This is a genomic window from Paraburkholderia sp. (genome assembly GCF_036488795.1).
Taxonomy (GTDB): Bacteria; Pseudomonadota; Gammaproteobacteria; order Burkholderiales; family Burkholderiaceae; genus Paraburkholderia.
This window is the reverse complement of sequence record NZ_DASXHA010000143.1, coordinates 25,508-40,388: the sequence shown is the minus strand read 5'-3', so window position 1 is coordinate 40,388 and position 14,881 is coordinate 25,508. Positions and strand designations below refer to the sequence as shown.

Sequence of the window (14,881 nt, the reverse complement as noted above, 5' to 3'; positions counted from 1 at the left end):
TGGGAGTTGCTTTATCAATGAATCAATGAATCTAGTCTGGGCGGTTCCTTTCCATGCAATCTCGCGTTGAAAAGTGGGGCTTACATCTAGAGCGTCGTCTTCGTACATCCGATACAAATCCGCGCATGAACGCAACTCGTTGTATGCAACGATGTCAGTCGGCGGCACATCCTGAAAATCACCTTCTTCGTAGCTTGCGCTTTCCGCAGCGTCTACAGGATTAAATTGTTCCAAGATCTTCCTCACCAATCTCTTGCATTAAATTGTGGTAGGGCCGTTGCACCGGCTTTGCATGTCTGGTGGCTTCGGAGGGATATATGGCAGCGATTTTGACCGCCAACTTGCAATCACACAGCCAGAAGCGCACATCTCACGTCCGTCGTTCCTTCGAACGCGCCGATCATAGCAGGCGCGGCCCGCTAGTCTAAGGATTGTGAACCACTGAGCTGCGGCGCAAGTCACAATCCGCATCAGCGAGCGCACAGGAGCACTCGATCATGGGTAAGGCCGATGTTGATTCCGCTGAGGGTTGGCTAGCGCTCCGGGAAATCTCGGTTCCTTCGCCATTCGCCGGAACTGGACTTCCGTCTTGACCGACCGCAAAGACGAACGATGCGCATGCGCAGCGGACGCGCGTATGTCCGTTGTCCGGGTGACGCGAAGTTCGGAAGTCCACGTGGATTTTTTTCGTCCAGAGTCTGCGCGCCCAGGTTTCCACGATTGGAACGCCAATTCTGGTTCCGGTGAGGCGCTAGCGGGCGCCGGACGTGCTACATCGTGAAACCAGTCTTATAGACAGGCGACGGATTGACCAGATCCGGTTACACAGCGGTTACATGGAGCCCGAAAAGCAAAAAGCCCAGTCACATGGACTGGGCTAAGTGCTTGAATCTGTTGGTGCCGGAAAGAGGAATCGAACCCCCGACCTTCGCATTACGAATGCGCTGCTCTACCGTCTGAGCTATTCCGGCATCAGGAGAAACGAGATTATAGGGACTTCTTTAGCGCCTTGGCAAGCCCCTGACCTAACTTTTTGCTTCGAGATGATAGCGGGTGACGCGATCGACCTCGTTCTTCGAGCCAAGGAACACCGCCACACGCTCGTGGAGGCTCTTCGGCTGGATATCGAGGATGCGCTTTTCACCGTTGGTCGCCGCGCCGCCGGCCTGTTCGACGATGAACGCCATCGGATTCGCCTCGTACATCAGGCGCAGCTTGCCGGGCTTATCCGGCGTGCGCTTGTCGGCCGGATACATGAAGATGCCGCCGCGATTCAGGATACGGTGCACGTCGGCGACCATCGAGGCGATCCAGCGCATATTGAAGTCTTCGTGGCGCGAACCGTCCTTGCCTGCCTTCAGCTCTCCGATGTACTGCTCAACCGGCGCGTACCAGTGACGTTCGTTGGACGCATTGATCGCGAATTCGCGGGTTTCGACGGGAATGCGCATGTCGCTTTGCGTGAGCACCCAGGAGCCGAGTTCACGATCCAGCGTGAAGCAGTTGACGCCGTTGCCGGTGGTCAGGACCAGCACCGTCTGCGGACCATACACGGCATAACCGGCGGCGACCTGCTGGGTGCCCGGTTGCAGGAACGATTGCTCGGTCGGTTGCTGGCCGTCCGGGCAACGCAGCACGGAGAAGATCGTGCCGATCGACACGTTCACGTCAATGTTCGACGAACCGTCGAGCGGATCGAATACCAGCAGGTATTCACCCTTCGGATAGTTGGCCGGGATCGGGAAGAATTGTTCCATTTCCTCCGACGCCATGCCCGCCAGGTTGCCGCCCCATTCGTTGGCTTCAAGCAGGATTTCGTTCGACAGGATGTCGAGTTTCTTCTGCACTTCACCCTGGACGTTCTCGCTGCCCGCCGTGCCGAGCGCATCGCCCAGCGCGCCCTTGCTGACGTGATAGCTGATCGCCTTGCACGCACGCGCAACGACTTCGATCAGGAGGCGCAGATCCGCAGGCAGGTTGTTGGTCTCTCGCTGCTGCTCGATCAGATACTTGGTGAGAGTGGTACGACGGTGCAAGGACATTGCAGTACTCCGGGAAGGCAGAAGGAATATCCTGATTTTACCCGCTCACTGTGTCGTTCCCGTGCTTTTGGAACAGAACGCGTACGCGTCCTTCATGACGGTGCGATCGGCGACAGGCTCGGGACGCCGGTTTCGCGCGCGATCGGACGAGCCTGGTCGCGCATGAGCGTGTCGAAACAGCGCACGCGGCGTTGGTAGCGATACCCGAAACCTCCGAACGAAAAAAAGCCGGCAACGAGGTGCCGGCTTTCCCTGACTTCAGGCGCGCGATTCAGGCGCGCGAAAAAACTCAACCCAACGCTTTCTCAACGATCTCCCGGACATCGCGCGACTTCACCTGCGCCGCCACCTTTTCCAGCGCGGCGCGCATACCGTCGCGCAGCGTCGGCGTAAACCGGCGCCACAGTTCCAGCGCGCGTGCGAGGCGCGCCGCCACTTGCGGATTCAGCGCATCCAGTGCGATCACCTGTTCAGCCCAGAACGCGTAGCCCGAGCCGTCTTCCGCATGGAACTGCGCCGGGTTGGCCGCACAGAAACTGAAGATCAGCGAACGTGCGCGGTTCGGATTCTTCAACGTGAATGCCGGATGCGACATCAGCTTGCGGACAATCTCGATCACCGGACGTTGCGCGCTGCCACGCTGAACCGCTTGCATGGCGAACCACTTGTCGATGACGAGCGGCTCCTGCTCGAAGCGGTTATAGAAGTCGTCCAGTGCCGTCTGCGCCTGTGCCTCGCCAGTGCCAGCCGCCGCGGCACTCAGGAGCGCCGACAGTGCTGCCGAGCGGTCGGTCATGTTGTTGGCTTCGGCATATTGAGTCGAAGCGAGGCGCACCGCTTCGGACGGATCATCCAGCTCCGCGAGGTAAGACAGCGCGAGGTTCTTCAAGGCGCGATGGCCGATCGCCTTCGGCGTGGCTTCGTACGCCCCCGGCGTGCGGTTCTGCTCGTACAGCTTCAGCCATTCGCTCTTGAGCGCGCTCGCGAGGCGCTTGCGGACGAACTGGCGCGCGGCATGGACCGCAGCCGGATTCGATTCGGCCATCTGCTCGGCAAGATAAGCCTCGGACGGCAGGATCAAGGCCAGCTCACGGAACGCCGGCGAAAGCGTCTCGTCGGTCAGCACACGCGCAAACGCCGCCACTACCGAGTCGTCCAGTTGCAGTGGCGTGCCCGTTGCAGCGCGTAAGGCGAGTGCCAGCAACTCGCGCGTGGCAAGGCGCTGGCCCGCTTCCCAGCGGTTGAACGGATCGCTGTCGTGGGCCAGCAGGAAGGCGAGTTCATCGGCCGAGTAGTCGTACTCCACGATGACCGGCGCCGAGAAATTGCGCAGCAGCGAAGGCAACGGCTTTGCCGCGACATCGACGAACGTGAAGGTCTGCTCGGTCTGCGTGAATTCGAGGACTCGCGTAGTGGCCTGCGCCGCGTTGGCTTCGCCTTCGAGGCGCAGCGGCAGGTCGGCGCCGTCCGTGCCGATCAGTCCGATCGCGAACGGAATCAGCAGCGGCCCCTTTTGCGTTTCGCGCGCAGCCGGTGCGGCGTCGCCATAACCCTGTTTGAGCGTGACGCTGTAGGTGTGCTTCGCGGCGTCGTACGCGGTTTGCACCGTCACGCGCGGCGTGCCCGCCTGGCTATACCAGCGCTCGAACTGCGCGAGGTCGCGGCCGTTGGCGTCCGCCATTGCATGACGGAAATCGTCGCAGGTCACCGCGTGGCCGTCGTGCCGCTCGAAGTACAGGTCCATGCCCTTGCGGAAGCCGTCCCGGCCGAACAGCGTCTGATACATCCGCACCACTTCCGAGCCTTTCTCGTACACGGTCATCGTGTAGAAGTTGTTGATCTCGACGTAGCTTTCCGGGCGCACCGGGTGAGCCATCGGACCCGCATCTTCGGCGAACTGCATCTGGCGCAGCACGCGCACGTCTTCGATCCGCTTGGTGGCGCGCGCGGCTTCGTCGGTCGAGCCGCCCGCCATGTCGGCCGAGAATTCCTGATCGCGGAACACGGTCAGGCCTTCCTTCAGGCTCAGCTGGAACCAGTCGCGGCAGGTGACGCGGTTGCCGGTCCAGTTGTGGAAGTACTCGTGGCCCACCACCGCTTCAATGTTGGCGAAGTCGGTATCGGAGGCGGTTTCGGGGTTCGCCAGCACATACTTCGTGTTGAAGATGTTGAGCCCCTTGTTCTCCATCGCGCCCATGTTGAAGTCGCTCACGGCGACGATCATGAAGCGGTCCAGATCCAGCTCCAGCCCGAAGCGCTCTTCGTCCCAGCGGATCGAGTTGACCAGCGAATCCATCGCGTGACGGGTCTTGTCCAGATCCTGTGCTTCGACCCATACCTGCAGCAACTTCTCCTTGCCGGACCCGCTCTTCACACGTTCCTCGATGCATTCCAGCTTGCCCGCGACCAGCGCGAACAGGTAGCTCGGCTTTCGGAACGGATCTTCCCAGCGCGCGAAATGGCGGCCGTCGGGCAGGTCGCCTTCTTCGAGCAGGTTGCCGTTCGACAGCAGCACCGGATACGCCGCCTTGTCGGCGCGCAGCGTGACCGTGTAGGTGGCCATCACGTCCGGGCGGTCGAGAAAATAGGTGATGCGGCGGAAACCCTCGGCCTCGCACTGTGTGAAAAAGTTGCCGCTGGACACGTACAGGCCGGAGAGCGTAGTGTTTTCAGCGGGGTTACAGATGCTGGTGAGCGTCAGTTCGAAGGCGTCCGGCACGTTGTCGACGACGAGGCCATGCTCGCCCGGACGCACGGCGCCGTAGGGCGCGCCGTCGATGGCCGCATTGACGAATTCCAGCTGTTCGCCAAGCAGTTCGAGGTGCGCGGCGTGCGCGGCGTCCGGATTGCGTCGCACCCGCATGGTGTTCCTGACGACCGTGCGTTCGGGAACCAGATCGAATTCGAGCGCAACTGTATCGATCAGGAAGGCGGGCGGCGCGTAGTCGGCGCGACGGATGACGGGGGGCGTTGCGGTATCTGCCATGGCGTTTTGTAAGAATGGGGTATCAAGCCGGCCACGCATCGAGGGCGCGCCGGTATGTTGGGCCATTGTACAAAGCCAAAAGCGCTCTGCGGGTCGAACTTTTTGTCTAAGGGACAGGTCAGCGTATGATCGGGCCGCCGCAGTTGCAGACGGCAATCACATGTAAGAACGAGGAAGACCATGAAATCAGACCGTTGGACCCGGCGCGCCGTGTTGTTTCTGGGAGCGCTGACGGTACTGCTCTCGGGCTGTACCAGCTATGTAACGACCCAGGTGACGGCGTTCTCCGACTGGAGCGGCAATGACGCGAGCCGCACTTACGCATTCATCCGCAGCGCCGCCCAGCAGAACAGCCTGGAACAGTCGACGTACGAACTGTTCGTCGCCAACGCACTGGCGACGCGGTCATTCCGGCAGGTCGAGGCGGATCAGGCGCATTATCTGGTGGGCTTGTCCTACGGCACGCGTTCCGAGACGATCAGCGTGGCCGAGCCGGTGTTTTACAGCAGCCCGTGGCCCGGTCCGTACTGGGGACGCCCGTTCGATCCATGGGGACCGTATGGCGCGTTTCCTCCTACGTACGTGAACCAGACTTACCCGGTGTTTGCCCATTCGCTGGGCATCCGCATCACCGACCGCGCAACCGGCAGGGAGGTCTACAACGTGATGGCCCGCAATTCAGGCGACGAACCGTCGTTGGTACGGGCCATGCCCTACCTGGTGCGTAGCGCGCTGGCCGACTTCCCGCTGGGCAACGGCGCGGTTCGCACGGTTAAGCTGCCGGTCGACCCGAACGCCGGCGTATCGAATGAGGCGGCCGGATCGGAGGCGCCCGCTTCACCGGCTTCGGGCGCGACCGTCGTCCAATAAGTTTGCGGCGGGCGCCGGTGCTCAGAGGCCGACGCCCAGCAGGGCCAGTGCTCCGAGCACCACGAACATGACCGCCGCGATGCCGTGCACGATCCTCGTGGGCAGTTTGTGGGCGAAACGGTCGCCAAGCAGGATTGCCGGCACGTTCGCAATCATCATCCCCAGCGTGGTGCCGGCAACGACGCCGAAGAATTCGTGGAAGCGCGCGGCCAGCGCCACCGTGGCGATCTGCGTCTTGTCGCCCATCTCGGCGAGGAAAAACGTCACGACGGTCGCGCCGAATACGCCGAGGCGCGTGCGGTTCGTGTTGGCTTCGTCGTCTTCCAGTTTGTCGGGCACCATGATCCACAGGCCCATGCCAATGAACGACGCCGCCAGCGCCCAGCGCATGATCGTGGGGGTGAGCAGCGAGCCGAGCCATGTGCCCAGCGCACCGGCGCCGGCGTGATTGATCAACGTGGCCGCCAGCACGCCCAGGATGATGGGCACGGGCTTGCGATAGCGCGCGGCGAGGACGAGCGAGAGGAGTTGAGTTTTATCGCCGATTTCGGCAAGCGCAACCGCACCGGTCGAGATGAGAAAGGCCTGGTCCACGTTTTGATAGATTCCCCGGGCCGGGATGTGTGCGAGCGACGACTCATACCGGCCGGGCCCTGCAGCGGCGGGTGTGAGTCATCGGTCTCGCCAGGCCAGAGGCTGCGTCTGCCATGACCGCGAAGGCCAAGTATGTTGACAGGCGCCCCCGCGGATCACGCGCTCCATGCAGCTTGATTCGGCTTGCGCGGGCGTGTCGCGGGGCGGCTACTCCCCAATGAGGGGCGGAGTATATCACGCTGATTGTGCCGCCCAGCCAGCTTCCCGTAAGCGGCGTCAACGGGTAGCTGTAAACAATCAGGCGGCGATTTTTGCCGTGCGCACGGCATGCTGACGCGGCTGATCGCGCTGATGCACGCGCTTGCCGGCGGCATACGTTGCGAAAATCGCGCGATCGTCGCCGAGTAGCGCGAAGGCGAACAGCAGCTCTTCCAGCGATTCGGTGCGCGCGGTGCGTCGCGCGAGCAACGGCGTGGCTTGCGGGTCGAGCACGACGAAGTCCGCTTCCGATTCCGGCTTCAAGGTGCCGACCTTGCCGGCCAGGTCGAGCGCTTCGGCGGCACCCGCCGTGGCGAGCCAGAACATGCGCGTGGCCGTCAGATGATGGCCGGTGAGGCGCGCCACCTTGTGTGCCTCGTTCATGGTCTGCAGCATTGAAAACGAGGTGCCGCCGCCGACATCCGTGGCCAGTCCGATCGGCATGCCCGCTTCATCGGCCTTGTCGAAATCGAACAGGCCGCTGCCGAGGAACAGGTTCGAGGTCGGACAGTGCGACGCCACGGTGCCGGTCTGCGCCATCCGCTTGCGGTCTTCCGCGTCGAGGTGGATGCAGTGGCCGTACACGGCGCGGCGGCGCAGCAGGCCGTAATGATCGTAGATGTCCAGATAGCTGCGGTGGCCCGGGAACAGATCGGCGACCCATTTCACCTCGTCGGTGTTTTCCGCGACGTGGCTCTGGATGAACACATCCGGATGCTGACGCGCGAGCACGCCGCAGGCTTCGAGTTGCGCTTCGGTGGAAGTCGGCGCGAAACGCGGCGTGAGCGCGTACATCTGGCGGCCGCGGTTATGCCAGCGGCCGATCAGTTCGGCGCTGTCGTCGTATCCGGACTGCGCCGTGTCGCGCAGAAACTCGGGGCAGTTACGATCCATCAGCACTTTGCCCGCCACCATCCGCAGGTTGCGCGCTTCGCTTGCGGTGAACAGCGCGTCGGCGGATTCCTTGTGGACCGTGCAATACACGAGAGCTGTGGTCGTGCCGCATGCCAGCAGTTCTTCGACAAAGAAGCTCGCCGTGTCCTGCGCGTAGGCCGGATCGGTGAAGCGGCGTTCGGTCGGGAACGTGTACGTTTCGAGCCACGGCAGCAGGCCCGGCGCCGGCGACGCGATCATGTCCGTTTGCGGATAGTGGATGTGCGTGTCGATGAAGCCCGGCACGATCAGCTTGTCGCGCATATCCTGCACCTGTGTGCCGGGCGCGAGCCGGGACGACAGCGCCGCATACGCGCCCGCTGCGACCACGTGGCCGTCTTCGACGATCAACAGACCGTCTTCGTTGAAGACCGCCGCGTTGGCCGATTGCGCCGGGTCGCCGTTGAACGTCAGCAGTTGTGCGCGGTATGCCGATTGTGCCGGTTGATTCATGGGAAAGCCGTCTCCGTGTAGGGATATGAATGGAGCAGACGAGGGCGCCTCGCGCGCCGCCGCCCGCTCTGTCGTAACAACGCGTGCGTCAGTTCGCGGCCGCGTCGTGCCAGTGCGCGTCGAGCCTCGCGATCAGCGCCTCGCGTTCCGTGGGCGTGATGAACGCCGCCTCGAAGCTGTTGCGGATGATGGTGTAGACCTCGGCGTCGGTGAGCTTGAGCGCGTCGATGGTGGCGAGGTAGTTCGCGTTGACGTAGCCGCCGAAGTACGCCGGGTCGTCGGAATTCACGGTGACCGCCACGCCCTTGTCGAGCAAGGCCTTCAGCGTGTGCCTGGTGAGATCGTCGAACACGCACAGCTTCAGGTTCGACAACGGGCATACCGTCAAGGCGACGCGCGTGTCGGCCAGACGCGTGACGAGCGCCGGGTCTTCGATGCTGCGCACGCCGTGATCGACCCGGTCCACCTTCAGCAGATCCAGCGCCTCGTAGATGTACGACGGCGGACCTTCCTCGCCGGCATGCGCGACGAGCTTCAGACCCTTCGCCCGCGCTTTGGCAAACACGCGCTCGAACTTCGAGGGCGGATGGCCGCGCTCCGACGAATCCAGCCCGACGCCGATCAGCCGATGCCTGTATTGATCGAACAAGGGCAGTGCCTCGTCGAAGGTAGCGAGCGCGTCTTCCTCGGACAGATGACGCAGGAAGCACAGAATCAGCTTGCTCGTCAGGCCGCGTTGCTCGGCGTCTGCAAGCGCGCGTTCGATACCGGCCACCACGGTGGCGATCGGCACACCGCGCTCGGTGTGCGTCTGCGGATCGAAGAAGATCTCGGTGTGGACGACGTTGTCCGCCAGCGAGCGCTCGACGTACGCCATTGTCATGTCGTAGAAATCCTGCTCGGTGAGCAGCACGCTCGCGCCGGCATAGTAGATGTCGAGAAACGATTGCAGGTCGGTGAACGCATAGGCGGCGCGCAGCGCTTCGATCGAAGCGTAGGCGAGCTTCACGCCGTTGCGTTCGGCGAGCGCGAAAATCAGCTCGGGTTCGAGCGAGCCTTCAATATGGATATGCAGTTCGGCCTTCGGCGCGCCTGCGACCTTGTCGGTAAGAGTCATAGCGGTCGTCGTATTCATGTTGGTTATGTGAGTCATCTGATTCGAGTGGAGCTGTTCCAGAGCGGATACGCAGCGCGTCCCGCTGCAGGGTTCATGCTGTCTGCGCCGTGTGAGCGGCATGCGCTTCGACCGCCTGCAGCACTTGCGCGGCCGCGGAGATCGCGATGATCTCCGGCGACTTGTCGACGATGCCGTCCACGCCGAGCGGACATTTCATCCGCGCAATCTGCGCCGGGTCGATGCCGCGTGCGGCGAGCCGGTGTTCGAACTGCTTGCGCTTGCTGTGCGAGCCGATCATGCCGAAGAACGCGAAGTCGCCGCGCCGCAAGATGCGCTCGGCCAGATCGAGGTCGAGCGCGTGGTTGTGCGTCATCACGATGAAGTACGTGTGCGGCGCGGCCTCGTCGATGGCCTCGTCGGGCGCGTCGTTCGGGTCGATCGTCAGGTTCGGCGCGTGCAGCGATTCCAGCGGCGGAAACTGCGCGTCGCGTTCATCGACCCAGCGCACGTGGCAGGGCAGCGTGGCCAGCACACGCACCAGCGCCGCGCCCACGTGACCCGCGCCGAACAGCACCACGGCAAAGTCGCGCGGTGCGATGGTCTCGGTGAGCAGCGAACTGCTCTCGTCGAAACCGGCACCGTCCCACAGCAGACAGTCGGCGCCTTCCACGCCGGGTTCCGGATCGGACAGCATGACCGCATCCGGTGCGGGCCCGAATGATACGCTACGCACCGTCGATTGGCCTGCGGCGAGGCGCTTCGCGAGCGAGGTGACCCAGCCCAGATCGCCGATGTCCAGCCGTTCGAAGGCGAGCACCACCGCGCCGCCGCAGCATTGCCCGAGGCTCGGCCCGAGTGCGAAGCGCTCGAGGCGCCGCATGTGCGGCGTACGCATGCCGTCTTTCAGCACTTGGCGCGCGGTCTCGATGGCTTTCCATTCGAGGTGGCCGCCGCCGATGGTGTGCTTCGCCGAATCGCGCGTGACGATCATCTTCGTGCCGGCCTCGCGGGGCGCGGAGCCCTCGGCGCGCGCGACCGTCACCAGCACGGCGGCGTCGCCGTGTGCGAGCAGTTGTTGCAGATCGGGTAGCCAGGCTTGCATCCGGCGGTTCTCCATACATGGCTGCGCGGGATGTCCGTGCCGCCGGTTAGGCGTGGGCTGCGCGTTCGTGTCGCGCGGTCCGGGTGGTTCATTCAGTCTGATGCGAGCGTCGGCGTGGCTGGTGTGCCCACTGCGTTTTGCCCTGTAGCTACGGCCGGTGTTGCGGCCACCTCAGGCGGGTGTTGCATCGCCTCCAACGCCGCCATCGCATCCAGCGCATCGAGAATCGCTTCCGGCGTGGCGGGTGCCCGCAACGGCGGTGCGCCGTCCACCTTCGGCGCGGCAGCCGCAATCGCATCGCGGATCGCCAGAAACACCGAGAACGGCAGCAGTAGCGGTGGCTCGCCGACCGCTTTCGAGCGGAACACCGTCGGCTCGGCGTTCTGGTTGCGGTAAAGCTGCACGTTGAACGCGGCGGGCGTGTCGCTGACGGCGGGAATCTTGTACGTGGACGGCGCGTGCGTCATCAGTCGACCTTCGCGGTTCCACCAGAGTTCCTCGGTGGTGAGCCAGCCCATCCCCTGGATGAAGCCGCCCTCGACCTGGCCCAGGTCGATCGCCGGGTTGATCGACTGTCCGGCATCGTGCAGCACGTCTGCGCGCAGCAGCTTCCATTCGCCGGTCAGCGTGTCGATCACGACCTCCGAAACCGCTGCGCCATACGCGAAGTAATAGAACGGATGACCCGTCAGCGTCTTGGCATCCCAGTGGACTTTGGGTGTCGTATAGAAGCCGTCGGACCACAACTGCACGCGGGCGAGATAAGCGGCGTTGACGAGTTGCGCGAACGGCATCGCGGCGCCTTTCGCCAGCACCATACTGTCCTTGAATTGCACGTCCCCGGCTTCGCTGCCCAGTTCTTTCGCGGCGAGCGCGGCCAGCCGGTTGCGAATGGTGCGGGCGGCGGCCTCGGCGGCCTTGCCGTTCAGGTCGCTACCGGTGGAAGCGGCAGTCGCCGAAGTATTCGCCACCTTCGAGGTATCCGTCGCCGTGGCGCGCACCCGCGACAGCGGCACGCCGAACTCATTCGCGACGACTTGCGCGACCTTCGTATTCAGCCCCTGGCCCATTTCGGTGCCGCCGTGGTTGACGAGGATCGAGCCGTCCTTGTACACGTGCACGAGCGCGCCGGCCTGATTCAGAAACGGTACGTTGAACGAGATGCCGAACTTCAACGGCGAAAACGCAATGCCGCGCTTGAGCACCGGACTTGTGGCGTTGTATGCAGCAAGCGCGGCGCGGCGCTCACGATAGCGGCTCGTCGCAAGCAGCTCTTCAGTGAGCGGCTCGAGCACGTTATCTTCGACGCGCTGCCCATACGGCGTCACGTCACGCTCACCGATGCCGTAGTAGTTGGCAAGCCGAACCTCCAGCGGATCGCACTTCAATTGCCGCGCAATGCTGTCGAGCATCACCTCCATCACCAGCGCGCCCTGTGGACCGCCGAAACCGCGGAAGGCGGTATTCGATTGCGTGTTGGTCTTGCAGCACAACGCGACGATCTCGACATCGGACAGGTAGTACGCGTTGTCGAAGTGACAGACGGCGCGCGTCGCCACGGCGCCGGACAGATCCGCGGAATAGCCTGCGCGCAAGGCGATTTCGACGCGCGCGCCGAGGATGCGGCCGCGCCCGTCAAAGCCTGCTTCGTATTCGTAGACCGCGTCGTGCCGTTTGCCGGTGATCATGAAATCGTCGTCGCGGTCGGCGCGCACTTTCACCGGCCGATGCAGCAGTTTCGCCGCGAGCGCCGCGACGCACGCGAACAGCGCCGATTGCGATTCCTTGCCGCCGAACCCGCCACCCATGCGCCGGCATTCGCAGGTCACGCTGTGGCTCGGCCAGCCGAGCATATGCGCGACCACTTGCTGCATTTCGCTCGGATGCTGCGTCGAACTGTAGACGAGCATGCCGTCCATCTCTTGCGGAATCGCGTAGGCAACCTGTCCTTCCAGGTAGAACTGCTCCTGACCGCCGACCTCGAAGGCGCCCTCTATGCGATGCGGCGCGGCGGCGATGCGCGCGGCGGCGTCGCCTCGCTTCAGATGCAGCGGCGGCAGTACGAACTGCTTTCTGGCCTTCGCTTCGGCGGGCGTCAGCACCGGTTCCAGCGGCTCGTAACGGACCACGTCGTCGCTCTTTGCCAGCGCAGCAGCGCGCCGCGCGAGCTCGTGCGTTTCGGCAATCACCACGAAGACCGGTTGACCGAGGTACAGCACTTCGTGGTCCGCGAGAATCGGGTCGTCGTGCAGCACCGGACCGCAGTTGTTTTCGCCGGGGATGTCGGCGGCACTCAGCACGGCGATGACGCCGGGCGCCTCGCGCACCGCGCTCAGATCGAGCGAGACGAGGCGCGCGCGGGCATGGCGCGACAGCCCGAGCGCCGCGTGCAGCGTGCCGTGGAGCTCGGGGATGTCGTCGGTGTACGTGGCCTCGCCGCTGACATGCAGCGCGGCGGATTCGTGCGGTAAGGGTGTGCCAATCGCCGCGGCCTGCTCGCGGACGGCCGCCTGTTCGATGAAGGCATCGGTTTGCTTGTTCATCACACCGGCTCCTGCACGTGGGTCGCGCTTGCGTCGTCAGCGTCGAACGAAAATGCGGATGTGTTGACGTCGCGCAGGGCAAGCGGCGCGACGTCGCGCGTTTCCAGATGGAAGCGCCGCAGCAGATTGCGCGCCACCTTCAATCGATAGGCGCTCGACGCGCGCATGTCGGTGAGCGGCTGATAGTCGATGACGAGTGCGTCCATTGCGCGCCGCGTGGCCGCATCGTCCCAGCTTGAGCCGGCCAGTGCGGCCTCGGTATGCACGGCCCGTTTGGGCGTCGCCGCCATGCCGCCGAAGGCAACCCGTGCGTCGCTGATCACGCCGTCGGCAATGCGCAGCGCAAACGCGGCGCACACGGCCGAGATGTCCTGATCGAAGCGTTTCGACACCTTGTAGGTGCGAAAGCGCAGATTGGGCGCCGGGCGCGGCACGCGAATCGCAGCGACGAATTCGCCCGCGACGAGGGCGGTCTTCTGATAGCCGAGGTAGAACGCGTCGAGCGGCAGCGCGCGGGTTTTCGAGCCGTGGCGCAACACGACTTCGGCGCCGAGCGCGATGAGCGCCGGCATCGAATCGCCGATCGGCGAGCCGTTCGCCACGTTGCCGCCGAGCGTGCCCGCATTGCGGATGGGCAGCGAGGCGAAGCGCGTCCACAATTCGGCGAGCTCAGGGTAGTCCGCCGCGAGCGCCCCATACGCGTCTTCGAGCGTGACGGCCGCGCCGATGCTCAAGGTCTGCGCATCGCGCTCGACGCGCTTCAGTTCGGGCACGTTGCCGATGTACAGGATGTCGCCGAGATCGCGGAACTGCTTGGTCACCCACAGGCCGACATCGGTGCTGCCGGCGAGCAGGCGCGCGTGCGGATGCTGGGCGCGCAGCGCCGCGAAAGCGTCGAGCGTGACCGGTGCATGGAAGGTCGGCGTGCCGAACGCGCGGCCGCGCACATCGGGCGCGACGTATTCGAAGGTGGCCTGCCGCCGCAGCGCGTCAAGCGCGCGCGCGACGGCGACGCGGTCGAACGGCACCCGCGGATAGCGCGAATAGTCGAACATCTTCTGCGCCGCATCGACAATTGGCCGGTAGCCGGTGCAGCGGCACAGGTTGCCGGATAGCGCCGTGTTGATTTCGTCGCGGGTAGGCAGGCCGGCGGCGGCCGGCTGGTTTTCGTAGAGCGCCCACATCGACATCACGAAGCCGGGCGTGCAAAAGCCGCATTGCGAGCCGTGGCAGTCGACCATCGCCTGCTGGACCGGATGCAGTGTGCCGTCGGCAGCACGCAGGTCTTCGACGGTGAACAGCGCGCGGCCATCGAGCGTCGGCAGGAACTGGATGCACGCGTTGACCGCTTTCAGCGCGAGGCCGCCGTCGTCGTCCAGTTCGCCCAACACGACCGTGCAGGCGCCGCAATCGCCTTCCGCGCAACCTTCCTTGGTGCCCGTGCAATGCAGATCCTCGCGCAGATGCTGGAGCACGGTGCGCGTCGCGGGCACATCCTGAACCTCACGAATGGCCCCACGGTGATAGAAACGGATGGTTTGCGTTGTCATGGCGAATCCGAAAGACATTGCGGACCGGGCGCGCGTTACGCATGGGGTCGCGCCGTAGCCGGCCTCGCGCACGTAGATCGCCATCCATATCCGAAGATAGCACTACCTTGTCCCAAAAATATTTCCCTACGGTGATGCGGGTTATCAGCGGGAGGTCATGAGTGAGGATGTCCGGCGGATCGCCGGGTGGCCACGCCAGATCCGGTTACTGGGCGCGCAGGCAGGCGGGGTAAGGCGCGGCGGGTAGGGTGCGTGGCTATGGAAGGGGATGAGCCGGCGTCTTGTTGCTGCTAAAAATAGGCGGGGAAGAGGCCAGGTGTTTACGACGATAGAGGCGGCTTTGCGCGGCGTTCCATCCTGAAAAGGCTGGCACGAGCCGCAAGGGTCGCCTGGACCAGTGGCATTGGCCGTGGCGGCCATTTGCCGTGGCGGC

Annotated in this window: 10 protein-coding genes, 1 tRNA gene and 1 riboswitch; of the genes, 1 reads left to right on the top strand and 10 read right to left on the bottom strand. The window is 64.0% G+C overall.

Translation table 11 applies throughout. The annotated features are described in order from the left end of the window. From VGH41_RS21405 to pepN, 4 genes are all read right to left on the bottom strand, one after another. Nucleotides 1-234: hypothetical protein (locus VGH41_RS21405; protein ID WP_331599561.1), on the bottom strand; the 234-nt coding region annotated here is incomplete at its 3' end. 661 nt (nucleotides 235-895) lie between these two features. Next, nucleotides 896-971, bottom strand: a tRNA-Thr gene (locus VGH41_RS21400). Between the two features lie 54 nt (nucleotides 972-1,025). Next, the gene (locus VGH41_RS21395) at nucleotides 1,026-2,042 is read right to left on the bottom strand and encodes a class 1 fructose-bisphosphatase (protein ID WP_331599560.1); all 1,017 of its coding nucleotides are present in this window, start codon (nucleotides 2,040-2,042) and stop codon (nucleotides 1,026-1,028) included. Between the two features lie 289 nt (nucleotides 2,043-2,331). Further along, a complete protein-coding gene (gene pepN / locus VGH41_RS21390) occupies nucleotides 2,332-5,028 on the bottom strand; it encodes an aminopeptidase N (RefSeq protein WP_331599559.1) in 2,697 nt (898 codons plus the stop codon). A 180-nt stretch (nucleotides 5,029-5,208) separates the two neighbouring features. On the opposite strand from pepN, the gene VGH41_RS21385 reads away from it, so the two are divergent. Further along, complete coding sequence (locus VGH41_RS21385) at nucleotides 5,209-5,898, top strand: DUF4136 domain-containing protein (RefSeq protein WP_331599558.1); 690 nt, start codon at nucleotides 5,209-5,211, stop codon at nucleotides 5,896-5,898. Nucleotides 5,899-5,919: 21 nt separating this feature from the next. Here VGH41_RS21385 and VGH41_RS21380 read toward each other — a convergent pair whose 3' ends face one another. From VGH41_RS21380 to xdhA, 6 genes are all read right to left on the bottom strand, one after another. After that, nucleotides 5,920-6,492 carry a TMEM165/GDT1 family protein gene (locus tag VGH41_RS21380; protein WP_331599557.1) on the bottom strand — a complete coding sequence of 191 codons (573 nt, stop codon included), beginning with the start codon at nucleotides 6,490-6,492 and terminating at the stop codon, nucleotides 5,920-5,922. 56 nt (nucleotides 6,493-6,548) lie between these two features. After that, a riboswitch (yybP-ykoY riboswitch) is annotated at nucleotides 6,549-6,720 on the bottom strand. Between the two features lie 69 nt (nucleotides 6,721-6,789). Then, on the bottom strand, nucleotides 6,790-8,136 hold the full coding sequence (guaD, locus tag VGH41_RS21375; protein WP_331599556.1) for a guanine deaminase: 1,347 nt from the start codon (nucleotides 8,134-8,136) through the stop codon (nucleotides 6,790-6,792). An 88-nt stretch (nucleotides 8,137-8,224) separates the two neighbouring features. Beyond that, complete coding sequence (locus VGH41_RS21370; RefSeq protein WP_331599566.1) at nucleotides 8,225-9,271, bottom strand: adenosine deaminase; 1,047 nt, start codon at nucleotides 9,269-9,271, stop codon at nucleotides 8,225-8,227. Between the two features lie 73 nt (nucleotides 9,272-9,344). Continuing rightward, nucleotides 9,345-10,355 carry a xanthine dehydrogenase accessory protein XdhC gene (gene xdhC / locus VGH41_RS21365; RefSeq protein ID WP_331599554.1) on the bottom strand — a complete coding sequence of 337 codons (1,011 nt, stop codon included), beginning with the start codon at nucleotides 10,353-10,355 and terminating at the stop codon, nucleotides 9,345-9,347. A 92-nt stretch (nucleotides 10,356-10,447) separates the two neighbouring features. Then, nucleotides 10,448-12,898 (bottom strand): xanthine dehydrogenase molybdopterin binding subunit, encoded by a 2,451-nt coding sequence (gene xdhB / locus VGH41_RS21360; protein WP_331599553.1) that lies wholly within the window; start codon nucleotides 12,896-12,898, stop codon nucleotides 10,448-10,450. After that, on the bottom strand, nucleotides 12,898-14,448 hold the full coding sequence (xdhA, locus tag VGH41_RS21355; RefSeq protein WP_331599552.1) for a xanthine dehydrogenase small subunit: 1,551 nt from the start codon (nucleotides 14,446-14,448) through the stop codon (nucleotides 12,898-12,900). The genes xdhB and xdhA overlap by 1 nt, the downstream gene beginning before the upstream one ends. Between the last annotated feature and the right edge of the window lie 433 nt (nucleotides 14,449-14,881).